Here is a 26,607-nt window from a genome sequence, read left to right as displayed (position 1 = left end):
CATCCGGCTGTGCTACTACAGCCCGTGCACCCTTCCGCATCGGAGCACGATGATGGTCAACCCTCTGGCCCAGGCCCATGGCGGCCTCGGCACCACGCTGTTCAGCCTGTTGAACCCGATACCCTTCGGCTTCTTCGTCGGCGCGCTGATCTTCGACGCGATCTACCTCAACAGCGCCGAGGTGATGTGGGGCAAGTCCGCCGCCTGGCTGATCACCTTCGGCCTGCTGATCGCCATCATTCCGCGCCTGATCAACCTGTTCGCGGTCTGGCGCCGCAACGGTACCGCCACCCGCATCGACCGCATCGACTTCTTCCTCAACCTGGTCGCGGTGCTGCTGGCGATCTGGAATGCCTTCGTGCACAGCCGCGATGCGTATGCCGTTGCCGTGCCGGGCACGATCCTGTCGGCGCTCACCGTGGCCCTGATCGCCCTGGGCCTGATCCTGCTGTCACTGCAGCCGCCGGTGCTGCAGGGAGGTCGTCATGGCTAAGCACATCCTGCCCACCGTGGGCGCCCTGGCGCTGGCCGTGATGCTGTCGGCCTGTGCCGGCAAGGCCGAATACCATCCCGCTGACCAGTCCGGTGCACAACCGCCGTTGCCGGCACCGAAGAACTTCCTGATGCCGCCGATGCAGGTGCCCACGGGCGTCGGCTGGGCCGAGGGGCAGTCGCCCACCGTGGCCGACGGCCTGAAGATCGAACGCATCGCCGCCAACCTGCTGCATCCACGGCGGCTGCTGACCCTGCCGAATGGCGATGTGCTGGTGGTGGAAGGCAACGGCCCCGGTGAAGAACCGGTCACCACGCCCAAGCAGTGGATCGCCGGCAAGGTCAAGGCGCGCTCGGGCAAGGCCGGCAAGGGCGGCAACCGGGTCACCCTGCTGCGCCGCACGCCGGGCACGAACACCTGGACCCAGCATGTCTACATCGAAGGCCTGCATTCGCCGTTCGGCATCCAGCTGATCGGCGACACGCTGTACGTGGCCAACACCGGCAACATCGTGCAGTACCACTACGTGCCCGGTGAAACCCGCATGTCCGACAAGGGCCGCGAGTTCACCGACCTGCCCAGCACCATCAACCACCACTGGACCAAGGAACTGCTGGCCAGCCGTGATGGCAGCAAGCTGTATGTGGGCGTGGGTTCCAACAGCAACATCACCGAGAACGGCCTGGCCGTCGAGTACCGCCGTGCGGTGGTGCTGGAAGTGGACGTGGCCACCCGTGGCAGCCGCATCTTTGCGTCGGGCATCCGCAACCCGACCGGGCTGGACTGGGAGCCGAGCACCGGGAAGCTGTGGGCGGTGGCAAACGAGCGCGACGAGATCGGTGCCGACCTGGTGCCGGACTACCTCACCTCGGTGAAGGAGGATGGCTTCTACGGGTGGCCCTACAGCTACTACGGCCAGCACGTGGACGAGCGCGTGCAGCCGCAGCGGCCGGACCTGGTGGCCAAGGCGATCGTGCCCGACTACGCCATCGGCTCGCACGTGGCACCGCTGGGCCTGCTGTTCTACACCGGCCAGGCACTGCCGGCGCAGTACCACGGCGGCGCCTTCATCGGCGAGCACGGCAGCTGGGACCGCTCGCCGCTGAGCGGCTACGAAGTGGTCTACGTACCGTTCAAGGACGGCAAGCCGACCGGGCGGCCGCAGACCGTGGTCAGCGGTTTCGCCTCGAAGGACGAGAAGACCTTGATGGGCGCACCGGTAGGCATGGCGATGGACGCCGAAGGCGCACTGCTGGTCGCCGACGACGTGGGCGACGTGGTGTGGCGGGTGTCTGCCAAGTAACTCTGTAGCGTCGAGCCACGCTCGACTGCTGTGGATCCGGCCTTTGTAGAGTCGAGATCCTATGTTCGTGGTCAAGCCTGCTGGAAGCAGGCTTGACCCACCTTCAGCATGGCCGGATCGAAGTCCCGGCCGCTTTTGAAGACACCCCAGGCGATCCTGGCCAGCTTTCTGGCCAGGATGTTGAAGACGGCGGTGCTGGGGTGACCGCGTTTTGACAGCTCGTCGTAGAGCGGTTGCCCCCGACGACACCGCTTGAGCCCCATGGCGGCCATGTAGAGCATCTGGCGCAGCACTGGCGCGCCCTGTTTGGACAGCCGACGCCGTCCCGTTCTGCCGCCAGACTCGTTGGGCCGGGGATCCAGGCCCGTGCAGGCGATCCACGCGTTGGCGTTGGCCAATGGCCAGCGCGTCATGTAGTAGATCAGGTGAGCGGCGACGGCAGGGCCGACACCAGGGATGGTCAACAGGCGCTTGTAGAGCGTGCCATGCTCTCCATCGCGACCCAAGCGCTGCAGTTCGCTTTCCAGCTCGGACAGCGTCCCAGCCAGAGCGCAGAACAGATCTGACAGCTCCCCGGGGGCACTTTTGCTTACCCCGAAGGATTGCTCCAGGCGCGCGCGTGTCTTTACCAGCGTCTGCCGCTTGCGCAGCAAATCGTGCATCTGCTGCTGCTCGTCGGTACGCGGTACGTATTCACGCAGGCGATCGTTCTCCTTCTTCACGTACCGGGCGATCGCTTCGGCGTCCATGGCGTCCGTCTTGCCACGCGAGCCCGTCGCCCGGCCGTAGTGCTTGATCAGACGTGGATTGATCACATAGACAACGTGGCCTGCCTGGCCAGCCATCCGAGCCAACAACTCGTAGTACCGCCCCGTCGCCTCCATGCCAATCCGGCATCGCTGGGGCAAGGTGTTGAGCCACTGGGCTATGCCGGCCCGGGTGTTGGCGATCCTGTCGCCGGCCTTGCGGTCGGCCACTGCCGGTACGAACTCCTTGGAGTCCACGTCCACGCCAATATCGAGAGAATCAGACATTTGTACGGCTCCCAGCTATCTTTAAGGGGCTGGGGTGGTACCGCACCGACGTTAGCTTGCCTACATCGACGATCCCCTTTGGGGGCCGTACGATCCTTTATCGACGTTCGTGTGCGGGATGGGGATCGCTCGACTCGTCTGTCGGCTAGTATCCGCAGATGCATGCTTGACGGTCCCTCCACCCTGGCTCCTACATACCGCGTAGGAGCCGGGAGGAACATACAAGCCATGCTCGACTGCTTCTGCCAGCAGCAGTCGAGCATGGCTCGACTCTACAAAAAGCCATAAGCCGCCGAGCCTGGGCTCGGCTCTACAGTTCCGCGGTACTGCTGCGGAACCCGCTGAACACCGATTCGGCAGCAAACCCCACGCCACCCAGCAGCACGCCGAAATACACCACCGTAGCCACCACGAAACCATAACCAGCCGCCACCGCCGCACCATCGCGCTGGATGAAGCCGATCGCAAAGGACATCAGCGCCAGCGCCGGCAAGGTATTGCTGAACGGAATCGGCCCGGCCGGCGCCATCAGCAGCAGGGTCGCGAACACCAGCATCAGGTTGTTCAGGCGCATCATCTTCTTCGAGCGCACCATCACCGCCAGCCGCATCGGCCGCGACAGGCGCTCCATGCGGTGCACCCACTTCAGCGCACGGCCCAGGTTGGCCTTCAGCTTGTCGGTGGCGATCTCGCGGCGCGCCAGCTTCTGCGGCACCCACAGCGGGCGGTTGCGTACGCGGCTCAGGCCGATCAGCAGGATCGAGGCACCAAACACCGTACTCAGCCCCGGAATCGACACCGGAATGATGAAGATGGCCGAGAGCAGGATCACGATCAGCAGCAGGCCTTCATCGCCCAGCGCGCTGAGCAGGGTGCCGATACTGACCTGCTCACCGGGCAATTCGTCGATCATCTGCTCGATCTGCTCGGCCAGGGGCGCGCTGTCGTTGGTTTCGGGGGCACGGTAAGTCATGCGTCGCAAGGTTCTCCAGGGAAGGGCGGTCAGCGGGCCGTCCTGCGGTGGGGGACGCACAGGCTCCCGCAGTATCCCGGCCAACGTGGGCAAAGAGGTGAACCGGGCATGAGGGGGTAAACTGGCGTGCCCCGCACGAGTTGAACGCAATGGACATGGGCCGCAGGCAATCGACCATCGAACTGGTCGCCATCGACATGGATGGCACCCTGCTGGACCCCAGCCACACCCTCACCGCGCGGGCCAAGCAGGCGATCGCACAGGCGCGCGCGCTGGGCGTGCACATCGTGCTGACCAGTGGCCGCCCGGTTCCGGGCCTGGCACCGTTCCTGCACGAGCTGGGCATCACAGGCGACGACGACTACTGCATCGCCTGCAATGGCGGCCTGGTGCAGCGTATCGGCACGCGCGAAACCGTGGTCGAGTATCCGCTCAGCTTCGACGACTTCCTGTTCTGCGAGCAGGTGGCCCGAGACCTGGGTGTGCACTTCCAGGCGCTGGACAGCCAGCGCATGTATACGCCCAACCAGGACATCAGCTACTACACCGTGGCCGACTCGCATCTCTCGCGGATGCCGCTGTCCTATCGCCGCGTGGCCGACATGGACCCGTCCATGTCGTTCATCAAGCTGATGATGATCGACGAGCCTGACGTGCTGGATGCCGCCATCGCGCGCCTGCCCAGCGAACTGACCGAGCGCTTCGCGGTGCTGAAGAGCGCACCGTTCTTCCTGGAAGTATTCGACCACCGCGCCGGCAAGGGGCCAAGCCTGCAGAAGCTGGCCGAGCACTTGGGCATCGACCGCGCCAACGTGATGGCCATCGGTGACCAGGAGAACGACCTGACCATGCTGCAGTACGCCGGTACCAGCGTGGCGATGGGCAATGCCATCGACGCGGTGAAGGCGGTGGCGCGGTTCGAGACCACCAGCAATGCAGACGAAGGCGTGGCGCGCGCCATTGAGCGTTTCGTCCTGCAGTAACCGCGCGTCCCTATGCCCTGGTAGGTGCCAACCTTGGTTGGCGCACGCACACCGTATGCGCCGACCAAGGTCGGCCTCTACCATGTCTCGTGGGCCCTGGTAGGTGCCAACCTTGGTTGGCACACGCGCACCGTATGCGCCGACCAAGGTCGGCCTCTACCAGGTCCCGTCCGCCTCGGTAGGTGCCAACCTTGGTTGGCACACGCAGGCGGTAAGCGCCGACCCAGGCTATACCCACGTATAACCCACCCATCCCCATCGCCATCCGCGCTGTACCACCGCGCAATGGCGAATGCGGCACTGCGATGCAAGAATTTCGCACGTCGAAATCACCCCATCGAATCCCACGGCAGATGATCGCCTTCGTCTGCTGACCGGCGCGCACCGCGCCGTCACTCCCTCAACGCAATCGCATCGCCAGCCAGGGCGCCGACACCGGTGCTGCAACGCGCTGGGCGTGCGCCTGCGCCGCTCTCTCCCTGCACCCTGGATCAGCCCATGAACACCCCACCCACGACGCGCCTCGCTCTGGCCATCATCACGGCCATCACCGCACCTGCGTACGCCGCAGAAACGCACGATGCCGCGCATGACACCCCCACCACCTTGAACGCGCTGCAGGTCATCGCCACGCCGCGCGGCGCGGCCGTTGCGCCTACTCAGGTGGTCGGCCCCAACCGCTACGTCATCAAGGCTGAAGACCTCGACGCGATGGTCACCGGCAACAACGGCCTGGCAATGCTCAAGCAGGTACCGGGCGCCAGCTACACCGCCACCGATGGGCTGGGCCTGGATATCTCGGCCACCAGCCTGTTCGTGCGCGGCTTCCGCATGAACGAAATGGGCATCACCTTCGAAGGCGTGCCACTGAACGACAACGGTTTCCTCTCGCTCACCGGCACCAGCGTGGTGAACGTGGGCGTGCCCGATGGCATCGGCGCGATCACGGTCAGCCCCGGCGGCGCACCGGTCAGCGTGTTCTCCAGTAGCGTCAACGGCGGCAGCCTGGAATACCGCCTGCGCGAGCTGCAGGACACGCCCAGCCTGCGCGTGAAACAGGGCGTGGGCAGCAACAACACGCTGGTCACCACCGTGTCCGGGCAGAGCGGCCAACTCGGTGAGCACGGCCCGAAGGTGCTGGTCGACCTGCAGCGCGTGTCCGCCGACAAGTACCAGGGCGAGGGCACCCAGAACTTCCTGCGCGTCGACCTGAAGCTGCAGCAGGACGTTGCCTGGGGCGACTTCACCGTGTTCCTGTCCGACAGCAAGGCCAAGGTCTGGGGTTACAACAACATTTCGTTCGACATGATCCGCAAGCTGGGCTGGAAGGCCGACATCTTCTATCCCGATTATGCCTGGGCGTGGTACGTGGCCTCGCCGGAGAATGCGGACAAGTCCTGCGGCGCCTACACCTGCGGTGAGCTGTCCGAGCTGATTCCGTATGACACCGGCCAGATCACCCGCGACCGCGTGTCCTCGATCAACCATCGCTTCCAGATTACCCCGGCCCTGAGTGGCAACGTGCAGCTGTACAACGCCAACAGCCACACCCAGGCCACGCTGACCGACCCGACCGTGCCGTCGCCCAACGGCGCACCGTTCTCCGAACAGGTGCAGACGCCGCGCGTGAATCGGCTGGGCGGCATGCTCAACCTGCAGTTCGAGACCGGCGCGCACACCTTCACCGCCGGTTTCTGGCAGGAGAAGAGCAAGGCCGCAGCCAAGACCGAGTGGTACCAGCAGCCGCTGCTGGGTGAGGGCCCGCCGCTGAAGGCCACCGGCCCGTTCGATGTGTACGGCCCCGCGTTCAAGACCGACAACGCATCGAGCTGGGTGACCCGCTCGCGCCAGTTCTACCTGCAGGACGACATCGTGTTGAACGACACGCTGAAGCTGGGTGTCGGCTTCAAGGCCGTGGACTTCCGCACCAGCGGCGGCGGCCTCGGCGATGCCAAGGACCGGCCGGTGAACGGCACGCTGCGCGCGAAGAGCAACTTCCTGCCGCATGTCTCGCTGTTCTGGAGCCCGACCGAATCCACCGATGCCTTCATCGACCTGGCCAACACCATGAACGGCTACCGCGTGGCCCAGCGCGGCAACATCGGCTACACCGCCTCCGCGTGGACCATCACCGACCAGGAAGAGTTCGACCGCGTGGCCGGCACGCTGCGCCCGGAGAAGAACTGGAATCTGACCGTCGGCGCGTCGCATCGCTTCGACCGGCTGACGATCACCGGTGACGTGTTCTACAACGACATCCGCAACCGCCTGCTGTCGGCCGCCATCGGCACCCAGTTCGCGCAGATCAACACCGTGCGGTTGATGCCGAAGATGCACGTGATCGGCGCCGACCTCGGCATCACCGCCGACCTGACCGACCACCTGCAGTTCTACCAGGGCGTGGCCGTGGCCCGTTCGTACTACGACAGCGATTTCGTGGTGGGCGACACGGTGTACCCGATCAAGGGCAACGCCCAGCCGGGCTATCCGCAGATCTCGTTGGTCAGCGACCTGTCGGCGCATTTCGGTGACTGGCGCTTCGGTGCCACCAGTACCTCCTACCTGCGCCAGCCTTTCACCTACGAGAACGACATCCGCGTGCCGACCTTCTGGCAGGTCAACACCTATGCCGCCTACCGCTTCGGTACGGACAGCGCGGTGCCGGGCCTGGAGCTGCGGCTGGACGTGAGCAACCTGTTCAACCGCCACAACATCGGTACCGCCACCATCGCCGGCTCGTCGTTCTCGGGGGATTACCAGACCCTGCAGCGCAGCGCGCCCCGGCAGCTGATGTTCAGTACCTCGATGGCGTTCTAAGTAGATCCACGCCATGCGTGGATGCACCTGGCGGTCCCCAGGCAGGTGCCCAGATCCGCCCACAAACCCGCCTTGCGCAATCAACAGGGATTTTCTGGCGGCGACGCAAGGTTCCCACAATGTTGCTGGGTCATGCTGTCGGCATGGCTCAGTACAACCCGCGATCACCGTTGTTCGACATACGGAGTCATGGACGGCCCCGGCAGGCGCTGTCCGTGGCGCCTGTGATCGACCTGCAGTCCGAGTACCAGTTCTGGCACGTCTACGAGCGTGTGGTCCGCCCGTTGCCCGGTGGGGGGCTGCGGCTGGCCTGGCTGGTGTGCCAGAAGGTGTACCGGGACCGGTGGCAGCACCCGCACGACAGCGACGAGGCGGCGTTGTCGCGGGTGTTGTTCGGCGGGAACATGACGGCTGACCGGGCGTTGGAGCTGGCGGAGCTGCACGCGCTGGTCAGCCGTCGGGTGGCGTTGCTGGCGAAGCGGGGACGGTTGCATTCCGCAGCCTGATGCCTGCCCTTGGTGGGGTCGACTGTTAGTCGACCGCTCTTCGCATCTACCTCACAGAAGGCCGCGCTTCGCGCACGAGTCGACCAACGGTCGACTCCACCAAGAGCCAACCCGACCGGCATTTCTAAGGCTTTCCCCGATCCAACTGCCGATACCCGATCGCTTCAGCCAGATGCGCCGTCTGGATCACCTCGCAACCCGCCAGATCCGCAATCGTGCGCGCCACCCGCAGAATCCGGTGCATCGCCCGTGCGGAAAGCTGCAGACGCTCAATGGCCTGCTCCAAAAGATCCTGATCGGCCTCGCTCAGCTTCGTGCACGCCCGCAGCGCCGCCGGCGGAAGGTGCGCATTGAGCGCGCCACGCGCCTGCTGCCGGGCATGGGCGGCTTCCACCCGTGCACGTACCGCAGCACTGGGCTCACCCAGTGGCGTGCTCTCCCGCAACTCCACTGCGTCCATACGCGCCACACTGATATGCAGGTCGATACGGTCCAGCAACGGACCGGACACGCGCGCGCGATAGCGGTTGATACGTTCGTCGCTGCACAGGCAGCGATTGCTGCGGTCGCCGGCCCAGCCACACGGGCAGGGGTTCATGTGTTCCGGGTGGGTCCTAACAGTTATGAGTGATTTTACGCTGCTGTTTCAATGGGTTGCCGCAACTAACTGTTTCCGGACGCGCTGGAGCGGCTATGTAGCGCCCTTGGGCCTGATATCCACGACCTTCGAATCGCGCTGCTTGGCTTCAAGGACGCGGTTCTCCGTCTGCAGGACCTCATTGATGGACGCCAACCGAGCCAACTGGGATCGAAGCGCCTGATTTTCTGCCCGGAGGGCCCGGTTCCTCTCACGTTCGGCCAGCAACTGCTCATGCTTCACATTCCGCTGCGCCCGGCTCGACCGGCCTTGGGCCTCGCGGATCGCTTCGGCGATGTCTGGATAATGGTTGTGGATCAAAGCGGGGGTGACGCCAGCCTCATGCGCCACGGAGGTTATGCTGAGCTTCTTAGCTTCTGTTCGTGCTCGCCCCCTTTGAATTCGCGAGACTGCAAGCTCAAGATCCTTGCGCCTGGCATCGCCGGGCTTTCGTTTCGTAGTCATTGGGCGTGAGCATCCGGATCGTGTCCCAGGGAAAGCAATACGTTGCGACAGCGCTCAAGGTCGCGAAGTACACGCAATCGCCCACCTTGTCCAATGTCTTCGCACTTGGCGACATCCTTGAGATCGCTATAGAGACGCTGGTAGAGATGAGCATGAACGCTGCCAATGACCGCATTGTCGCAACCACTGCAGCGCGTCTTCTCGAAAGTGTTTCCAATACACCGATTGTCGTCTGCAGTACACCATGCGTGCCCGTTGCTACGGATTGCATGGCTCTCCGCCACTGACCGGACCATTGTTGCCCGATCCTTGAAAAGAACGATGTTCTCGTTCTGGCTCCGCCAGAAGGTGAGTCTGCCCCCATAGCCGCCGGCTAGTGGTTCAGCAGGACTCAACCATTGGTCGGCAACCCCTTGCTTGATCGCAGCTAGCTCTTCCAGGATCTCCCCATACAACTCAATCTCCTGCGACTCATTGAGTGCATACGCATCATTGGTCATGTCCTGCGACCAGTGCTTGAAATGCTCGCGCAAATACCGCAGGTCACCGAAACGGCTGCGTGCAGCGTAGTTGGCAAACTTCCGACGGAACTGATGCGTACTAAGAACCCAGTTCAGACCGATACCCCGTGCGAAAGACGTGAGAGCGATGTTCCACGCGCTGTCGGTCAGTATCCGTACCCGGCCCGACCGATCTTTGTCAGCGCCGATGAACACCGCGCCGACATGTCGTTGTGCCTCGGCAATTTCGGGATCAAGTGGATTCGCCTCAGTCATCCGTTGGATTTCCAACACCAACTCTTCCTGTAGCGGTATCGCCCACCGGTCCATGACCGCTAGTGCCTGCACCGCAGCCGTTGGTATCATCCATTCGGTGTCGCCGACTGCGGTCTTATCGCTCCGCCCCCGCATCCACCAATAGACCTCACCTTCTTCGCCTCGCGTGCTGTAGCAGGCCGAGGACCGGAGATGCGCCAACTCATGGTTCCGACACCCAGAGAGGCTGGCGACCACAATGTAGCAAGCCGTGCGAAGCCTATTCAGCTCTACTCCGAAGCTTCGAACGCCTCTATCCCAGCCTAGCGATTTGAGCTGACGGTTCTTGGCTCGATTGGCACCAGAGCTGGATAAGGCTACTGAGGTATCCGGAAATCCCTCAAGAGTGTCACGTAGGTCAAGTAGGGCAGAACCTCTCTGAACAAGCGACCATGCCTCATGAAACAATGCACTGAAGACATCGTCAGGAATTAGTGGTGTTTTGCTTCGCTTACTCGAACCGGTGAGCCCTGCGAGATGCTTGGCCGAGCTTTCTGGCCACGGGTGCGAGGGCATCGGGTCGTTCGTAAGCAAGCTCATCTCGTACAGAACTTCGACGGCAGAGAACCGCCCTCCCAGGGCCTCCGCAGACAGAGGCTTGCCCTCACCCTTGCGAACTATACGCTCTGCCTTGCAGGCGGCGACATACGTAGCGCATACCATTGGACTGACATCGCAGAGCGCCTCTACCTTGATCGACACAAGATAGCGGAAGAACTGCACGGACTGATCGAACACTCCCACAAGCGTGGTGGCCGCGGCCTTACCGGACCCCTCTCGACCACGAAAATGGTACAGGTACATCAGCTCCTTGGCTGCGGCACGAAACTCCTCGGGCACCCTTGAGAAGTCAATCCTTGCATGGCCCTTCGCCACGTTGGGCGGGGCACCATTCAGCAACCAGGTGCCATCCCCATACAAGCTTCTGGTGACCAAGGTGCCATTGACCTTGGCCGAGCTAATGACAAGGCGATCTCGCTCATGCGCGTTCAGTGAAACGGAACTGAAGGTCTGAGATGGAACATCTGAGTCCACCTGGTGCAACGCTGTTGCGTTCATGCAGTCTCTTCCAATGGCTGGCGGAAATCGTCAAGTGACGCAATAGAATCAAACCTCCAGAAGGCGTGAGGGTCGTGGCGAGCACGCTCACGAGCTGCATCGACGTCCGCCGGCTTGAAGACCTTCCTCTGTAACCCCGTCGCGATGACATCACGCTCTATAAGTCGAGGAATGTGGGCATAGTGTCTCTCCCAAATGCGGGCATCCATTCGATCCCGCTCACGGAGAACTCGCCAGTAGAAGCTGAAGAGTCGATAGAGATCCTCACCAGTCACCACATAGTTGCGGCAGCGCAGGCAGTCGAGAAAGGAAAAGCACACGGCGCCGTCGGCTGTCGTGGAGGAATACTTGGTATTGCTTGGGTCGGTGCAGCGGCCGGTTGGCGTCCGCTCAGTCGCCCCGATCGTTCGGCTGAGAAGTTCTTGGGTAAGCACCTCGCCCATGAACTGCCAGTTGCGACTGGACCGTTCTCCCGGCCTCATGTAGTTGCGTCCGGCTACCCTCGGTGTGCTGCCAAGTGCGACAGCAGTGCTGCCTAGGTCACCATCAAGCAACTCGAAGATGCGATTGGCGAACGTCTTCCGCAGGCGGGAGACGTTTATCCTCAGTGGCTTTCCATCCGCGCCGACTAGCCCCGCATCAGCGACGAGGGTCTGAATCGCGTTGGAGACCGTGGAGTCGTTCAGCGCAGTGACATACCCACTTCTTCCTCTCTGGCGGCTGCGATAGAGCCAGATCCTACCGGAATGATGTGCTTCTGCTTCGGCCTGCAGGAGCTTGGAAAGTTCTATCACTCGCCGGATCAGGCGAACGATAGGCACCTTGACGCCCGGCATTGACTCAATCGTGCGATCGTCTTGTCCATCTGCACGAAGTGCTACTTTGCTGGAGTTGTAGCCCCTTCTCTTCCAGAGGACGAGGAACTCTGTGTTCTCCTTGGGGTGCGGGCGTAGGCAATCAGCACCCATTTCAAGAAGAGGAGTGGTGTTGCGTCCAGTGTGGAGTGCAATGATCAGAAGTGCGTATGACAGCAGTTCACTAGTAACACTTACGTCCTCCCGGAAGATCGGCATCACTGCCGTCTTAACTGCCGCGGCGAACGCTTGGCGCTCTTTTCGCAGTAGTGGCGTCTCGCCCTTGACCTGCCTAGCACTGTTCGGAAAGGGGTTCGCCGGAAAGGTTCGCTCAGTCCCTGCATCGAATAAATGGATAAGCCGGCGGCGACCAAGCGCTTGGATCACCGCCTTCGTTTTGTCGTATCGCATCTTCTGCGCTGAGCGGGTGGCACCTGAATCCGCAAGATGTCGGAGGTAGCCATCTATCACGTCGCGATCTATGTCGGCTAGGGTCAAGGCGCGCCGGAGAGCGGCTGCGCGCAGAGCCAGGTAGGGAAGAAAGGTGTCTAGCCCAGAGCGTGCATAGCCTGCGATCGTGCTTACCTCTAACTCTGCGTCCTGCTTGCACAGGAAGCGCTCTATTTGACGCTGACAGGCGCTGGTGATTTCGTCTATTCCCACCGCGTAGTGTCTGGCGAAGTCGTAGGTCCGCGCACCGACGGCATTAAAACCGAAGTTCACCAGCGTCGCCGCAGGCGGCTTCCTGTCATCATCGCCCAATTTCAGGAGACCACCTTCGTGGTGCTGTGCTATCCGAGGCTGATGAAGATCAGTCCTGGTGTGGACCTTGCGCTTTCCTGTCATGAGAGCGTATCAACCAGGTCATTCAGCTCTTCGTCGTAAGCAAGGACGGCATCATCGACCAGGGAGTTGACAAGGTGAAGGTAGATCATGGTTGTCTCGATGGAGACATGCCCAAGCTGGCGCTGAACAAACACGAGCGGCTCTACCGTTTGTGCTGCTCTGTCCCTCTGAAGAGCTAAAAGCATATGAGTGGCGTAGGTGTGCCGCAACATGTGCGGATGCGTTCGGAACCCTGCCTTCAGCCCGTTCTTCCGTACGATGACTTCGATGTGCTTTCCATGATTCGCATAAGGTCTACCATCCTGCGTCAGGAAGAGTGTGGGATGGGCCTTATCGCTCAGGGACGCTAGTTCGCCGCGGACAAGGACGCTGTAGCGATAGAGATCGCTCATAAGACGCCTCGAAATCCAAATATCTCGGGGCTTGTCGCCCTTGGTCATCATGCCCTCTCCGTCGGAGGGATCGAGGGCCACCATGACGTTCCTCGCACTACCGTGCCTGGCGTCTGGGTTGAAGACATAGGCTAGCGGGAACGTAGCGATCTCCTCACGACGCAAGCCGGTCTGGAGTCCCAGCCGGGTCATCATCCTGTGATGCGGATTCTCAGTGCATGCGAGTAGTGCGTGAGCCTGTTCTCGGGTCAGGAATTTGGGCAACTGCCTGTGGTTTCGAGGCATCACATCGCGAACCTTAATTGTGTTCCCAGACTTATCGGTGTGCGCCAAGAAGCCTGCGTTCTCGCGACGGACAGTGCGATCTTCGATACCAAACGGAAGTCGGTCAATCCAGGTCTGCTTCTGGGAGTACTCGTAGAAGTCGCAAACGTAGTGCAGCCGCTGTCGAACCGTACGTCGGGCAAGCTTCACTTGCTCCAGGCAATAGTCCCGGTAAGCGGCAACGAGCGATTTCTCCTCGCCACGGTCTACATCAGCCCAATGCAGGTCATGAGCCTCGAGGAAGCCAAAGTAGTCATAGAGCGCTCGACCTGTGCTTGGCCAGGACCCTCGTGAACCAATCACTCCGCGTAGAAGATAGTGTCGGAGGAATTGATTTACCTCCACGGCTGACTCCATCGAGTCATAGAGCACGATGGGGAAGCCTGGGTAAGGCTGCCCGCGAATCGTGAAGTCGGAGGTGGCCCATATTAGGTGCACAAGCGAGTTCCCGGTTGGCTCCGAGTGCGCTCAGTGTTTGCTGAGGCGCCATCAGGTAGATGATTTGCTTATTCTTGGTCTGACTTTTCACTTAGGCATGCCCCGCGATCGGCGTGGCCACCTTCCCGGCGAGGCGGATGAGTGAAGGCCGGCACTTCGGGATGCGCAAGTACGATCGTGGAAATTGGTGCGCGGCCCTCGAGCAGAACCTCAAGTGTTGCCATAGGTTTCACCTAACGCACCAAGCTCCACTGCCGTTCCCCGTGCTGTGCCTGAGCAGACCCAAGATCAATCAAGACCACACCATTTCGGCTGCTAGTCAGGGATCCGGCAGCGGACACCCTGCACATCGTTGATAGTTCTAACCCAATGATCTCAGTGTACTGAACTTCTAACGATCGAACAGACCCAGATCATCGCGGCCACCAGCTGGAACCGCGCGGGATACTGCACGCTGCGTGCCGCGCGGGCGATGCGGATGTGGCCGGATTCCAGCGGCTCGCGCAGCGTTTCCAGCGCACTTCGGTTCCACTCCGGAAGCTCGTCCAGGAACAGCACGCCGTGATGGGCCAACGAGATCTCGCCGGGGCAGGGGGGATTGCCGCCACCCACCAGCGCCGCCGCACTCGCACTGTGGTGGGGAGAACGGAACGGCCGTTGCCGCCAACGCCGCGGATCCAACCCCTCACCACTGACCGAGGCAATCGCCGCCAGCTGCAGCGCCTCGGCTTCCTCGGTGTCTGGCAGCAGGCTGGGCAGGCGCGAAGCCAACAGCGTCTTGCCGCAGCCAGGGCTACCGATCAGCAATAGATGGTGCCCACCCGCAGCGGCGACCTCCAATGCACGCCGCGCATGCGCCTGCCCGCGCACATCGGCCAGATCCGGCAGCGGCAATGGCGTCGCGTCCACGCGTTCCACGGGCGGCAGCAGGCGCGGATTGCCCAACCCGGCGCAGCACTCCAGTAGCGTACGGGCCACCCGCACATCAGCGTGCTCGGCCAAAGCTGCCTCTGCGGCATTGCCCGGCGGCACCACCAGGATGCGTCCGGCTTCGGCCGCCGCAATCGCCGCCGGCAGCGCTCCGGCCACCGGGCGCAGTTCACCGGTCAGGCCAAGCTCGCCCAGGAACTCGTACTGCAGCAGCGACTGCGGATCGACCTGGCCGCTGGCCGCCAGAATGCCCAGTGCGATGGCCAGGTCGTAACGCCCACCTTCCTTGGGTAGGTCGGCAGGCGCGAGGTTCAAGGTGATGCGCCGCTGCGGAAAATCGAAGCGTGCGCAGAGCAGGGCGGCACGCACGCGTTCGCGTGATTCGCGCACGCTGGTCTCGGCCAGGCCGACAATCTGGGTGGCAGGCAGGCCGCCAGAGAGGTGCACTTCCACCCGTACCAGCGGGGCATCGACCCCGGCGCGGGCACGGCTGTGGACCAGCGCCAGGCTCATGTGTGGATTCCTGCAGAGGGGCGTTTGATGGTGCGGTAGGTGCTCTTTGAGGGCTATCGGGGTTTTTAGGTGACGCGGCTAGGAGGATTCCGGCAGATGGATGGAGTGCGCTTTAGCCCTCTGTGGAAAAGAGTCTCTGTGATCGAGTGAATGATTGAGCCTTGAATCGCCGTGCTACTCAGAGCGGCTACGTCATCTGACCCGAGCGCGCGGTCAACGACGTAATGCGAGCGTCCATTGCTCATCCGCCTTGGATAGCGGAATTCTGCTCATCAGAGACAAAGGCTGCAGGCCTCTCCCATATGGCCAGTCGTCCATGGTATCCAAGTCGCTTGTATTCGGACCCGGATATCCAACGAGGTCTGATAGGAAAATTATTTCTGCACAGGCTATCGAAAAACGCATTAACGAACGATCTGAACACGAATATAATTCCACAGCTACCTATGGCATCCGTGCCACCAGGACGACACAGAGCCATGAAGGCACAGGGGGAAAACTTGGCACTAGTAAAGTGTATTGAATGCGGAAAGCAGGTCAGTGATCGTGCGCCGTCTTGCCCGCATTGCGGTAACCCAGATCTGTCTTCCGTTCCGCCGCGGCCGGACATCTCAAAGGCGGCCCCAGCGCTCACGCCTGCATCGAACCTGCAGGGGCGGGGCGAGCCGCTGCGTTTTAAGCAAACAAAGTCCGAACGCAACGGTCGCCGAAGTCGCTGGCCGTCAGTTCTTCTGGTCGGGGCAGTTCTCGTAGTAGGTGGTTATCTGGCCTACCGCTACGCTCCTTCGTTCACGAGGGGAAGCGGCAGCAATGACTACAGCTTGGATTCACATGGTTACATCGCTGAGATTGGGCCAGAGTTCTTTCAAAAGCCCAAGACACTGCTACTGGTGGATGATGCGACCGGCAGAGCGCTTGAGAGCAATAGCATTGAGTTTCGCATAGCAGATGGGGAGATGACGCTGTGCAACACCGCTGGACAATGTGGTGCGCGAGGACAGATTACTCGGGAGGGGCTGCGGGATGGGACGAGATGCGATGGCATTGCAACCACGGCACCAGAACTTGGTGTAGCCAAGAGGTACTACGTCATATGCATTTCGCCAAAGGCAGTCAAGCAATTCGTTCTACCCGAAGGTGATAGGCCAGGTGAGATTCCTGCCGACACGCCATACGCATCCATCGTCACCCAGGCAAGCAATGGCAGTGTGTTGACTGTCAACTCCCTCTTGACGGTGAAGAAGGGTGTGACAGAGGTTCCTATGGAACCAAAGCAAGCCACCCAGCCCCAGCTCCCATTGGATAAATGTGCGGTCATTGACCAAGGCGAGGCGCAGACCCGCCAGCAGTGCCAAGGTGGAAACTTCAACGCTTGCCGAGATATTCAAGGGTGGGTAGCCAATCGCATCATGGAGGGATGCACGGCCACGCGATCCACATCTCAAACAGATGAGGCGCAGCCGCCACCTTCCAGTGCAAGCGACGCAGCTACGCCAGAAGCGAGCGCCCGCTCCAGCGACTCTATTGCTGACACTCAGGACATTGACCTTGCATCACATGAAAGGACCGACAGCATGGAAATCACTGTCCGTTCTGCCAGAGAGCCTAGATACCCGCCCAACGCGTTCCGAAGCGGCATCGAGGGGACTGTCCGGGTTGAGCTGGATGTGGATGAGGAGGGCAATGCAACCAACGCAACTGTCCTGACTTCGTCAGGCAATGCGGACCTTGATCGAGCCGCCTTGGAAGCCGCCCGCCAATGGAAGTTCAACCCCGCCACAACCAACGGAAAGCCAGTGGGTGGACGCATCGTTGTCCCTGTGACCTTTGCACTTAACTAGACAAGGTTGATCACTCTGGCGGGGGAACTGTCCTGCGTTTCCCAGGTGTCGGTTGCGTGCGCCGCTGTCCTTTGCTGATGCGCGTCTACTGGTTGACGGACTTCGATCGGTGCTAAGTGCAGCATCGCAAGGAGGCATTACCACTTAGCCGGAACGGATTCTCTCAGTGCTTGCCAAACGCGGAGAGAGTTATTTAATTCAAGGCGATTTATCCCATAGTGCTTCGCGAGCAGACACCTACGAATACTTGGAACAGCACATGGCTACTTGTGGGAAAGTAGCCGAATCACTACGCTTGCCCCAACACACCCGCCAAGCCTCTGATGCGCTAGTTCGCGACATGCTCAAATTGGCGGGTCTTTCTTTTGTGCTTGACGACGCGTGTCAGAACGTCGCATTGCAGCACAACACCGCTGGCAGCTCACGTGTAGCTGTATCAACTCCAGCAATGGGGCGTCACGCCTGGCGCGGACGCGACTACTAGGTAGCGGCAAGCACATGCGCGCCTTTCTGCTGATGGACGCCTGACGTTGCGGCAAATGCTCTGACAGTAGGGCACTAGTGGGATCCCGAACGGCTGCCGAGCAGACACTGCTGCCTGTCAGGTGCCGCCTCATCAAAGCGCCCAAACCACGCCTCAACCCACGGCGGCCCAGCACGCTCCACCAACAACCGCCCCTCGATCTGCTGGACAAGCAGCCAACGCTCGAAGCTGATGCGCAGACGCTCGATATCCGGCGCCCGCCAGCGGGCATCGGCAGGCATGCGGATCAGCACGCGCGAGGGCGCGTTCTCCACGTCCATCACCAGAACGCCCTTGCACCGGATCTCGAAGGACGTCGCCCCGACATGGCGCGCGTGCAGTTCAAAGCCCTCGCGTGCCTTCGCGGCCACGAAACCGAGCGCCTCGCTGTGCAGCATCCGATAATCGGCCGGCCGCAGCTTCTGGTAGGCCCACACCTGGTCGCCCGTGGGCTCGGGCCACCCCATCCACCCCATCCACACCGCCACCGTGATCGCGGCGCATACCGTCGCTGCAGCAAGACCGTGCTTCTTCATTCGTCACCCCGCATCCAGGCAGATCGGTACGCGCCGCATGCGGGCGCTCAGTCCTTGGGTCGCATCCGCTCGTGGATGAAGGCCGTGAGTGCCATATCGGCCATCACCAGCCCCTCCATCACCCGGTCGCCCACGTACTGCTCGGGCTCACCGTTCTGGCGGGTGCGCTCGCCCGCCAGCAGGATCTCCTGCACGATGCGCTGGCCGGTTGCCGCGCAGTCGGCGTCGGACATCGCCATCTGTCGGCTGCGCAACAGGTGGCGCTCGGGCCAGGGCTGGCCGTCGGCCGCAGCACCGGCGCCGATGGCGTGCAGGATGACGATGAGGCTGTTGGGGTCCAGCGCAGGCGCGGGTGACGGCGCTTCCTGGATCGGGCGCGGGGGAGGGGAGTGCGGTGTAGTCATGGCGGGCTCCGTGCATGCAGGCGGACGCCGCCACCGATAAAGGTGGCGGGCAGAGCGTGGCTCGAAAACCGGGCTATTAGGAAGAAACCGGCGGGCACAAGGCCCCCACGCCCCGCCCGCCATAGCCGGCAGACGGAATGCCAGCCGACACCACGCAAGGCGATGCCGGCTGGCAAGTGCAAACAACATCCTAATAGCTCGGGTTTTCGAGGCCCGGCCACCCGTTTTCGGTGGCGATACCAGAGTTGCCTGACGTAGTTGGGAATGCCAAGGGGTAGGGGTCAATGCCGCCAAAACCCGAGACGTTTTCGGCATTGTCGCATAGCGTGGAAAGGGGCGAGAGCCTTGGTGTGCTAGGCGGAACGGCACTTCTGGAATGGAGTCGACAGAACCTTCCGTCAGAGATGTAAGGCGCGGCAAATGCGACAGCACTCGCCCACCGGACATGTGTGATCGCTCATGCAACCGAACCGCTGCGACACCCGCTGGATGGTTTAAATGACTTCTTGCCTATTGAACCTACCGAGTGCCGTGCGCAATCTGACTACTGCTGTAGGCACTCACGATCGTCCTGCCCGCAGTAGGAAGGTTCTGCAGCGTTCGTCTGGATTCCACCCACTGGCGCAGGCCAAACAAGGACCACCGTACGTGTCACGCCGCAGCCGACTGCTTCTCTGCGCGGGTCTGATCCCGCTTCCGTGGTTCCTGTTCTGGACCAGCGTTGCCGCCGTGTTCGCGCCGGGCTACAACCCGCTTGCACAGCACGCCAGCGAGTTGCTGCAGGCGCCCACGCTCGCAAGCATCTGTGCCAGAATCGCCGCCATCGGCTCTGGCGTGGGCTTTGTGGCGTTTGCCATCGGGGTATGGCGGGAGTCCGGTCGCCGGATCGCCGTAGGCGCGATCTGCTGGATGATCTTTGGCATCTCCATGCTGACCAACGGACTCTGGCCCATGGGCCATGCGATGCACGGCTTCTACACCATCGGTATCGCAAACATCATTGCACCTGCGATGTCGCACATCGAGATGAGCGCGTGGTCTGCCAACCGAAGGGCGTACGCCGTGACCGCTCTGGTTAGCATCGCGAGCATCGTCTACCTCTGGTTGAACCTGGTGGGCGCGGACCCGGAGGGCTACCGGGGGCTGACCCAGCGCGTGTTCTCGTCGATCAACTCGCTGTGGCCGTTCCTGGTGGCGCTGTATCTGCTGCGCAGGGGTTCAAGCGCGCTGAAGGCGCAGCCGGCGCTTTGATGGAAAGGCATTCTGGTGTGCGGACGGCGCGCAGCGCACTCCCCGCGAGTTCCTGGGCGGGCCCCCTTAGCTGGAACCCACCCAGTACCAAAACTGATCAATTCAGTTCATAGCGCTCTTCGATTACGGCGAACAGCTGGGCAGCCTCTTCTTCGGCGCGCCTGTTCTCATCGGCTGCAAGGGGCACCAATTCGATTCCATCCTCTCCCCCAACATATGCTGGCCCGCCCACATCGTCGTCGTACGGCCCACCGTATTCGTCGATCGCTTCAAATCGATCTTGGCTCAGGTCTCGACCCAGCATGCGCGAGAGATGTATCCAGACCCAAGCGCGGAACGGCGTCTCGCCGCGGTCTTCAATCAGTGTACGCATGGCAGATACTTCTCCCTCGCGCGCAAGCACGGCCAGCCATTGATAGGCCAGCTCGGGTCGACCACTCGCATCGGCCAAGTCAGCCATTTCATACGGGTCCATATCATCCGACGGCTCAAGCTCGAGCACGCCGGGATCTCCGTAGCGCTCAGCCGTGAGCAACAGCGCACGCCTGTCCTTGCTCCGTGCCGCCTCAAGGAGGTGGTACCGATGCTTGGCCACTACTTGAATGAAGCTGTCTGTGCCTTCGGCGATCTCCGCGAAGGTCACGGGCTGGGTCGACCACTGGCCACGCCGGCGTAGCTCACGACCGAAACGGTGGTCGTCCTCCTCTGACAGACCTCCATGCGCATCGAGTACGTACGCAGTTGCCAAGTGGGCTGCAGCAACGCTCCGCGCTGCGGCCGCCTCCAACCCCTCGAGCAGCAGAGGGAGCTGCCCGCGCATCGCATCGAAGTCTTCCTGCATGCGGCTGATCAGGATGGTCGAGATCCATGTGTCGACGACAGGCGACTTCATCTCGTCCATCTCCATCCACTCGCCTTGATCGCTTGCCAGCGCTGCAATCAGTTCGTCAAAGCACACCGGCGCGTAGCCGGATGCTTCGAGGAAGTTGGCCAAGCACTTGGCTATGCGCTTCGTCTCCTCGGGTAATATCCCAAACTGCAGACATCGTTGGATAATCCTGTCTTCATCCGCCACGAGTCCGGAGTCGCGCCAAGCGACGTCGCACCATGCGGCCTGGTGGTGGAAGGCTGCATGGGTAGAGAAGCCAGCGGCAGCCGCCAGCAGCTCGTGGACTTGGCTACGGGTAAGCGACGCACAGCCCTGCGCCCGAAGGTGCGCATGGACAAGAAACGCATATTGCTTGATGGTCATGACTCATCCTCGACGGCCAAGCCGATCCGGGGCTGGCGCACACGTTTAAGTCCCCGGCAGCTGGCCAGAAGTAGAGTCGATCATGGGAACGGCCTGTTTTTGCTCGTGTGCAAGCAGGGCGGGCGCCGCCGCTAGCGTATGCCCTCTGCTACCGGGATTACAAGGGGATGCTAGAACTTCTTTCGCCGGTCCTGCGCCCGACATTCTGTGATGTCAGTGAATCTCGAACAGGGCCGGGCAGCGAAATCCGATTCTTAACCAAGGCGGGGTCCAGCCAGCGAGTTAGAGGTTTCCAGCTGTTGGCGGCCAGGCTCTCGGTGCCAGACAGTCATTACTGCCGGCAACCCAAAGTGGGCGTCCACACCGTTGCCCGCGCGAGGTTTTAATGGTCATTGAGCGTGGGGCTGGGTCCGGCAATACGCTGGCTTGTTGGTCGCACTCAGTCGCCCTAAGATCGAGCATCATCGAGGCGAAGGTCCTCACGCGATGCTTTGAGGGTAGTCTGTATGACTGGACCCACGGGTCCACCTACAAGATGATTGGTCCCTAATTGGAGAGCAGAAATTGTCTGAACTGGTAGAACGCTCCATCGGTGTATTGACCTCCACTGTCAATGTTGCAACAGGTATCACCCACCCGCTGGATGAGGCTCGTGCCAAGGAACTGTTCAAGGCACTCCATGCGGAAGGAGTACCGTTGACCCGTGCAGCTGTAGAGGCTCTTGCCTTGGCCAAGGGCTGGCCAGAACGCCATGCCAGATGTCTTGCCGAGCTGGCAGAGCGAATTGGCAATGGTGGCCAGGTCGTTATCAAACATCCCCGTGACTGGGGGAAGCCAACTGTCGAGAGACTCAAGGCCGAAATTGCATCGGGCAAAGCCTGACAGTTCATTCAAGCCGAGGCCGTTTGACGGCCCGGCTTTACTTCGGTCTTGAGCCTCATTGGGGGGGAATGTGGCGAGCTTCGAGTTCACGGCAAACCGATCTTTTCTGCACGCTTCTGGCCATCCAATCACTATCCCAAAGAGTCAATTCGCCCATGATGAATTGCTCTCCCTCAAACTCGATCACAAGCTGGTCTTAGTCACGCTCCCGCATGGGGAGCGGTATGAGGCCGAGATCTATCATGGTACCGCCGGATTTGGTGAGTATTACCAGATCCGCTTCATTGGTGCTGGTCGCAGCCTCCCAAGCTACCTTAGGCTCAATGATCGGCTGATTGTCCTGCTGGAGAAAGCTGCCGGCCGTAGCTATGTAACGCTGGAGTATCGGGTGTGAGCTTGGCAGTTCTTTCAAGCCTGGCCCAACTCGTGGAGCGGATTGACCTGGGCTTTGTGATTGTCCGCTCCTGGCCGAGAACGGACACCAAATGGGACTACACGTTGTTTGGGAAGTTCTGGACGACTCGGTCTACGATAAGGCCGAGCTTTTGCTCCCACTGGATGAGAGCTTTCAGAAGTGCAGTGGGTGGTCACGACAATGTATTGGCGAGAAAAGGAATCGGCAGATGCTCTCTCCGGGAGAACTGGAGCTAGGATTTTCATTCTCTGGCTATGATCAGACACCTCGTCAGCGCGTAATGATGTTCCACTCGATGGGTGGAAGTTACCCCCGGGGGACATTCTTCTGTGATGACGGCTTCTTCCACGCCGATGCGGATCTCGTCTTCAGCGTAGTGCGTTGCTCGGGCTGGCGGTCCATTGATGAAGATGTTCCATTCTCCGAATTCGCTTGGGCGTCGCCTGCTCAAGTAAGGCTGCTGGGTGCACTGCTTTTCTGCCAGACCTTCGACGGTGCTTGGCTAAGGCTTTACCCCGTGGTCGGACCAGAGCTGGTGCTTCGTGCGAACGAGCTTGATCTTTCTGACCCAAGTACCGTCCTGTTGATCAAGGAGCGGCTTCTGCTATCGGTAAAGACGAAGCGCCTGCAATCGAGAATTGCCCATGTCCCTATCAGCATGTTGGGCGAGCCGTATCACCTTCTGGACAGAGACATCGAAATGGATCGCTTCGAGCTGTCCTACAAAAGAATCGATCCCGCAAACTTCGTACTGATGCGAGGTATTCAAACTCTAGTGAAGTCTGACATGCTCGGGCGGCACCAAGAGTTCGGCGAGGAGTCGGTGATTGCCGCTTTTATCTCATTGGATGCATCGTTCTCGCTCGTCCAGCGGAAGCTGAAGTCGGAAGGCGTGGCCAATCCATCGGCGCATGATGCGGCCCGATGGCTCCATCGTAACTTTTACGAGCCATTTGACCGTGAGCCGCCCGGGGAGCTGGAAAAGTACTTCGAAGAGTTCTATGAGAGCAGGATCTCAACGCTGCATCCAGGAAGTCGGTTCGGAGACTCTCCGTTCTCGCCGACCATGTGGGATGACGCAGTTCATCTGAGATCACAGCTGAGGCAAGTCTTCTCATTCCTCGTGCATGGGGCGCACTTTAAAGACTTCGAAGATGCGGTCGACGATTACCACGCGCAAAGATGATGTCGGTTCACGATGCGCCCTTCGGGTTTCATGACCAGCTCCCACAGCTTGGCTACCGAGTTTTTGGCGCTTGGTCTTACCTACTTCACGGTGAAGTTCTGTGCTGAGTTAGGCTATGGCTTTCTCGCCGACCGCACATGCCCTTGGCTTGGCAGTTCAGGAAACCAGTTCAACCGATGCTGTGCGCTGGCATTTTCCGCCATTGGCATCACGCTGCCCTTGTAGCCACTAATAGTCCAAGGATCGGTAGATCCATTGGACGTGACAGCCTGCCGTGGGGCGTCCGCTCCTGTCCGAAAGCTGAAAGAGCAGAACGCATTCAATTGAAATCCAATGACCGTATTCGATCACTCCCTGGTAACCCTCCGATTCTCCGGAGATGACCTCACTCCAGCCGCGATCACTACCTTGCTGGGTGCCAATCCAACCGCATCGCATCACAAGGGCCGGGAGCTCAAAGGCAGCCACTTAGGCACCGTGCGTATCGCCAGGTTCGGAAGCTGGCGACTCAGTGCGGCTCCGCGTGAGCCTGAAGATCTGGAAGTGCAGATCTTCGAGATCCTCGATCAACTCACCGGCGATCTCGCTGTGTGGCAGTCATTGGCACGCTTCCGGCCTGACCTGTTCTGCGGCCTCTTCATGGGCAGCAGCAACGATGGTTTCTCGCTTTCGCCCCGCGCGCTGCTTGCCCTGGGGCAGCGCGGCATCGAGCTCGGGCTGGACATGTATGATGCCAATGAAGAAGCGCGCAACGCCCAACGCCAGCAGGTCATCAATTGATGATCTCCCCACTCCCCGAAGCAACAAACGCCTTCAACTGCCGAACAAACTCCGCATCGTAGAGCTCCCACTCCACAATCTCCCCAACCACCCGCAACGGCTGCGCACTCCGATACGACCGCGTCGGGTTCCCGGGAAACTTCTTGTTGGTCACGTTCGGGTCGTCTTCAAACGGCCCGGTCGGCGCCACCACATACACGCGCGGTCGCCCCTCACCGCGGGCCATCTCCGCAGCCAGCCCGGCGCCCTTGGCAATCGTGGTGAAGTAGATGTGGTTCATCACCACGCTGTCGCGATAGTTGGACCGAAAGCCCGCGCTCAGCAGTTCGCCCACCGCCAGGTCAGCGCGGGTGCCGTGATAGAACGGCCCGGCGACCTGATCGCAGGTGTCATGCGAAACGGGTGTCCATTCGGTGTCCTGCGCCATCGGCACTGCCCCTGCGTGTCCTGCCGGATCGACAGGCCGGCGAGTCTAGGGCGCCCGGTGGGCCTTGCTGCAAGGCCCCATCCGGGAAATAATCTGTAAACGGGGGCGCGGTGCGCCTCCTTTTTTCATTCTGCGGCGCCGCGCCCTTCCAGCTCGCGCACGGCGGTTTCCAGCGCGTCCAGCTTCTGGCGGGTCTTCAGCAGCACGGCGCGCTGCACTTCGAACTCCTCGCGGGTGACCAGGTCGAGCTTGGCCAAGCCGGCCTGCAGCGCGCTCTTGAAGGTGGCCTGCAGTTCCTCGCGCGATTCGCGCAGGCCCGGCGGCACCAGGTCGCTGAGGCGACGGGCGAGGTCATCGATTTGGTTCAGGTCGATCATGGGGTGCTCCGTGGGGGTAGGGCCCGTGCATCCGGCGCGGGCAGGCCGATCGGGCACAAGGATACTGCTGGCACCCATCGCCCGGACAGGCGGCAGCGGCTTCGCACGGGCCGCGTTCAGGCGCTATCCTCCACGCCGGAAGACAGGAGATAGACGATGAAGATGGTCATGGCGGTGATCAAGCCGTTCAAGCTCGACGACGTGCGCGAAGCGCTGGCCGAGCGTGGGGTTACCGGGATCACGGTGACGGAAGTGAAGGGCTTTGGTCGCCAGAAGGGCCATACCGAGCTGTACCGCGGCGCGGAGTATGTGGTCGATTTCCTGCCGAAGGTGAAGCTGGAAGTGGCGGTGACCGATGACCAGGTGGAGGCCGTGGTTGAGGCGATCGTGAAGGCCGCCGGGACCGGGAAGATTGGTGACGGCAAGGTGTTCGTGTACGACCTGGGCAGTGTGGTGCGTATTCGTACCGGTGAACTGGACGCGGACGCGTTGTAAGCCGTTCGGCGGGATGTTGTAGAGCCGAGCCGATGCTCGGCTTGCTCTTTGTAGAGTCGAGCTTGCTCGACTGCTCTGCGCTTCAGTCGAGCAAGCTCGACTCTACAAAGAGCGGTAAAGCGGTCGAGCAAGCTCGACCCCTACCGGCGCTTGGCCCACTTGTAGAACCGCTTCCAGCCCTGCCGCACAGCCGCCACCCAACCAGGGTCGGCCACCAGTGCGGCCTGCGCGGCACTCGGCGCCTGGCCGGTCACGCGCTGGCGGATCTTCAGCAGGTTCTTCATGTCGCTGCGGCGCATCTGGCGGCTCAGCGGGTTGCGGCGGAGCCAACGCGGGGCCCGCCAGGCCGAGGTGAAGTCCAGCAGCACCGGTACGCCGCTGCTGACCACCACGTTGGTGCCATGCAGGTCGTTGTGGGTGATGCCGGCGGCGTGCAGGCGGCTGAGCGCGTGCTGCAGCTGCTCGAACACGTCGTTGCCGACCGCCTGCGCGGTGCTCAGGGTCTGGCCAGGGATGAACTCCATGCCCAACGCCAGGCCACCCAGTGTGCCAAGCAGCGCGGGGGCATGCTTCCAGCCGCCGAGGCGCTGCAGCATGCGGGCCTCACGGCGCACCATCAGCCGCGCGATCAGTGAAACGGGAGTTCCGCGGTAGCGGGAATAGTCCTTGATGACCGCCTCGCGCCCGTCCAGGCAGGTACGGTAGACGTCGGGGGCCAGGAAGCGTTCGCCGCGCTTGAGCAGCAGCGGGGTGGCGGCGTCATCGCCGCAGGAGGAGGGGGGGAGAGCAGGAAGATACATGTCGGGGTCTCGGACGACCCGGTGGGTGGCGCAAAGCGTCAAGCGAACCGGTGTTA

Annotated in this window: 24 protein-coding genes and 2 pseudogenes; 12 read left to right on the top strand and 14 right to left on the bottom strand. The window is 61.6% G+C overall.

What is annotated here, in order from left to right; genetic code table 11:
* The first annotated feature begins 52 nt into the window (after positions 1 to 52).
* Together ACSYAO_RS20670 and ACSYAO_RS20665 are read left to right on the top strand one after the other, a co-directional pair.
* Entirely contained in the window at positions 53 to 493 is a 441-nt protein-coding gene (locus tag ACSYAO_RS20670; RefSeq protein WP_049461715.1) for a DUF2231 domain-containing protein, read from the top strand.
* A complete protein-coding gene (locus ACSYAO_RS20665) occupies positions 486 to 1,796 on the top strand; it encodes a PQQ-dependent sugar dehydrogenase (protein WP_149908930.1) in 1,311 nt (436 codons plus the stop codon). The genes ACSYAO_RS20670 and ACSYAO_RS20665 overlap by 8 nt, the downstream gene beginning before the upstream one ends.
* 71 nt (positions 1,797 to 1,867) lie before the next feature.
* Here the strand turns inward: ACSYAO_RS20665 and ACSYAO_RS20660 are convergent, their stop codons facing one another.
* Positions 1,868 to 2,806: an IS110 family transposase gene (locus tag ACSYAO_RS20660; RefSeq protein WP_440565794.1), complete on the bottom strand. Its 939-nt coding sequence runs from the start codon at positions 2,804 to 2,806 to the stop codon at positions 1,868 to 1,870.
* A 334-nt stretch (positions 2,807 to 3,140) separates the two neighbouring features.
* Positions 3,141 to 3,803: an exopolysaccharide biosynthesis protein gene (locus ACSYAO_RS20655; RefSeq protein WP_049462570.1), complete on the bottom strand. Its 663-nt coding sequence runs from the start codon at positions 3,801 to 3,803 to the stop codon at positions 3,141 to 3,143.
* A gap of 149 nt (positions 3,804 to 3,952) precedes the next feature.
* Here ACSYAO_RS20655 and yidA point away from each other — a divergent pair, with 149 nt between their 5' ends.
* The 3 genes from yidA (at position 3,953) to ACSYAO_RS20640 (ending at position 8,109) form a co-directional block, all read left to right on the top strand.
* Positions 3,953 to 4,786: a sugar-phosphatase gene (gene yidA / locus ACSYAO_RS20650; RefSeq protein ID WP_049462569.1), complete on the top strand. Its 834-nt coding sequence runs from the start codon at positions 3,953 to 3,955 to the stop codon at positions 4,784 to 4,786.
* Between the two features lie 498 nt (positions 4,787 to 5,284).
* The gene (locus ACSYAO_RS20645) at positions 5,285 to 7,603 is read left to right on the top strand and encodes a TonB-dependent receptor (RefSeq protein ID WP_049462568.1); all 2,319 of its coding nucleotides are present in this window, start codon (positions 5,285 to 5,287) and stop codon (positions 7,601 to 7,603) included.
* A 119-nt stretch (positions 7,604 to 7,722) separates the two neighbouring features.
* Positions 7,723 to 8,109, top strand: coding sequence for a hypothetical protein (locus ACSYAO_RS20640; protein WP_049462567.1), 387 nt, complete (start codon positions 7,723 to 7,725; stop codon positions 8,107 to 8,109).
* A gap of 124 nt (positions 8,110 to 8,233) precedes the next feature.
* Here the strand turns inward: ACSYAO_RS20640 and ACSYAO_RS20635 are convergent.
* The 6 genes and pseudogenes from ACSYAO_RS20635 to ACSYAO_RS20610 all read right to left on the bottom strand — a co-directional run.
* Positions 8,234 to 8,707, bottom strand: a pseudogene (locus ACSYAO_RS20635) (ATP-binding protein); the annotation flags it as partial.
* Between the two features lie 93 nt (positions 8,708 to 8,800).
* Positions 8,801 to 9,211, bottom strand: coding sequence for a TetR family transcriptional regulator (locus ACSYAO_RS20630; RefSeq protein ID WP_149908954.1), 411 nt, complete (start codon positions 9,209 to 9,211; stop codon positions 8,801 to 8,803).
* Positions 9,208 to 11,085, bottom strand: a complete 1,878-nt coding sequence (locus ACSYAO_RS20625; RefSeq protein ID WP_149908955.1) for an integrase — start codon at positions 11,083 to 11,085, stop codon at positions 9,208 to 9,210. Before ACSYAO_RS20625 ends, ACSYAO_RS20630 begins: the two co-directional genes overlap by 4 nt.
* Positions 11,082 to 12,701 carry a hypothetical protein gene (locus tag ACSYAO_RS20620; RefSeq protein ID WP_223224699.1) on the bottom strand — a complete coding sequence of 540 codons (1,620 nt, stop codon included), beginning with the start codon at positions 12,699 to 12,701 and terminating at the stop codon, positions 11,082 to 11,084. Before ACSYAO_RS20620 ends, ACSYAO_RS20625 begins: the two co-directional genes overlap by 4 nt.
* An 80-nt stretch (positions 12,702 to 12,781) precedes the next feature.
* Positions 12,782 to 13,873, bottom strand: a complete 1,092-nt coding sequence (locus ACSYAO_RS20615; RefSeq protein ID WP_197655820.1) for a tyrosine-type recombinase/integrase — start codon at positions 13,871 to 13,873, stop codon at positions 12,782 to 12,784.
* 480 nt (positions 13,874 to 14,353) lie between these two features.
* Positions 14,354 to 15,382: pseudogene (locus ACSYAO_RS20610) on the bottom strand (YifB family Mg chelatase-like AAA ATPase); the annotation flags it as partial.
* A 479-nt stretch (positions 15,383 to 15,861) separates the two neighbouring features.
* On the opposite strand from ACSYAO_RS20610, the gene ACSYAO_RS20605 reads away from it, so the two are divergent.
* Positions 15,862 to 17,223 carry a TonB family protein gene (locus ACSYAO_RS20605; RefSeq protein ID WP_157805913.1) on the top strand — a complete coding sequence of 454 codons (1,362 nt, stop codon included), beginning with the start codon at positions 15,862 to 15,864 and terminating at the stop codon, positions 17,221 to 17,223.
* Positions 17,224 to 17,781: 558 nt separating this feature from the next.
* Here ACSYAO_RS20605 and ACSYAO_RS20600 read toward each other — a convergent pair.
* Complete coding sequence (locus ACSYAO_RS20600) at positions 17,782 to 18,282, bottom strand: hypothetical protein (protein WP_049462543.1); 501 nt, start codon at positions 18,280 to 18,282, stop codon at positions 17,782 to 17,784.
* Positions 18,283 to 18,329: 47 nt separating this feature from the next.
* Positions 18,330 to 18,686 (bottom strand): hypothetical protein, encoded by a 357-nt coding sequence (locus ACSYAO_RS20595; RefSeq protein ID WP_049462542.1) that lies wholly within the window; start codon positions 18,684 to 18,686, stop codon positions 18,330 to 18,332.
* A gap of 648 nt (positions 18,687 to 19,334) precedes the next feature.
* Here ACSYAO_RS20595 and ACSYAO_RS20590 point away from each other — a divergent pair.
* Complete coding sequence (locus ACSYAO_RS20590; protein ID WP_049462541.1) at positions 19,335 to 19,937, top strand: DUF998 domain-containing protein; 603 nt, start codon at positions 19,335 to 19,337, stop codon at positions 19,935 to 19,937.
* A gap of 97 nt (positions 19,938 to 20,034) precedes the next feature.
* Here the strand turns inward: ACSYAO_RS20590 and ACSYAO_RS20585 are convergent, their stop codons facing one another.
* Entirely contained in the window at positions 20,035 to 21,189 is a 1,155-nt protein-coding gene (locus tag ACSYAO_RS20585) for a hypothetical protein (protein ID WP_049462540.1), read from the bottom strand.
* Positions 21,190 to 21,753: 564 nt separating this feature from the next.
* Here ACSYAO_RS20585 and ACSYAO_RS20580 point away from each other — a divergent pair.
* The 4 genes from ACSYAO_RS20580 (at position 21,754) to ACSYAO_RS20565 (ending at position 24,452) form a co-directional block, all read left to right on the top strand.
* Entirely contained in the window at positions 21,754 to 22,071 is a 318-nt protein-coding gene (locus tag ACSYAO_RS20580; protein ID WP_157805912.1) for a DUF1889 family protein, read from the top strand.
* Positions 22,072 to 22,141: 70 nt separating this feature from the next.
* A complete protein-coding gene (locus tag ACSYAO_RS20575; RefSeq protein WP_149908961.1) occupies positions 22,142 to 22,465 on the top strand; it encodes a hypothetical protein in 324 nt (107 codons plus the stop codon).
* A gap of 229 nt (positions 22,466 to 22,694) precedes the next feature.
* Positions 22,695 to 23,672 (top strand): hypothetical protein, encoded by a 978-nt coding sequence (locus ACSYAO_RS20570; protein ID WP_049462537.1) that lies wholly within the window; start codon positions 22,695 to 22,697, stop codon positions 23,670 to 23,672.
* A 333-nt stretch (positions 23,673 to 24,005) separates the two neighbouring features.
* On the top strand, positions 24,006 to 24,452 hold the full coding sequence (locus tag ACSYAO_RS20565; RefSeq protein ID WP_049462536.1) for a DUF4279 domain-containing protein: 447 nt from the start codon (positions 24,006 to 24,008) through the stop codon (positions 24,450 to 24,452).
* On the opposite strand, the gene arr is transcribed toward ACSYAO_RS20565, so the two are convergent.
* Together arr and ubiK are read right to left on the bottom strand one after the other, a co-directional pair.
* On the bottom strand, positions 24,445 to 24,879 hold the full coding sequence (arr, locus tag ACSYAO_RS20560) for an NAD(+)--rifampin ADP-ribosyltransferase (RefSeq protein WP_049462535.1): 435 nt from the start codon (positions 24,877 to 24,879) through the stop codon (positions 24,445 to 24,447). The two genes, ACSYAO_RS20565 and arr, sit on opposite strands and share 8 nt — an antisense overlap.
* A 125-nt stretch (positions 24,880 to 25,004) precedes the next feature.
* Entirely contained in the window at positions 25,005 to 25,256 is a 252-nt protein-coding gene (gene ubiK / locus ACSYAO_RS20555; RefSeq protein WP_005419983.1) for a ubiquinone biosynthesis accessory factor UbiK, read from the bottom strand.
* A 156-nt stretch (positions 25,257 to 25,412) separates the two neighbouring features.
* Between ubiK and ACSYAO_RS20550 the strand changes: the two genes are divergently transcribed.
* Positions 25,413 to 25,751: a P-II family nitrogen regulator gene (locus ACSYAO_RS20550; RefSeq protein ID WP_005411374.1), complete on the top strand. Its 339-nt coding sequence runs from the start codon at positions 25,413 to 25,415 to the stop codon at positions 25,749 to 25,751.
* Between the two features lie 140 nt (positions 25,752 to 25,891).
* On the opposite strand, the gene ACSYAO_RS20545 is transcribed toward ACSYAO_RS20550, so the two are convergent.
* The gene (locus ACSYAO_RS20545) at positions 25,892 to 26,551 is read right to left on the bottom strand and encodes an RIO1 family regulatory kinase/ATPase domain-containing protein (RefSeq protein ID WP_049400803.1); all 660 of its coding nucleotides are present in this window, start codon (positions 26,549 to 26,551) and stop codon (positions 25,892 to 25,894) included.
* Positions 26,552 to 26,607 lie beyond the last annotated feature (56 nt).

This window comes from Stenotrophomonas sp. STK16_22, assembly GCF_051984505.1.
In the GTDB taxonomy this organism is placed as follows: domain Bacteria; phylum Pseudomonadota; class Gammaproteobacteria; order Xanthomonadales; family Xanthomonadaceae; genus Stenotrophomonas; species Stenotrophomonas maltophilia_A.
This window is presented reverse-complemented; position numbering and strand designations above follow the sequence as displayed.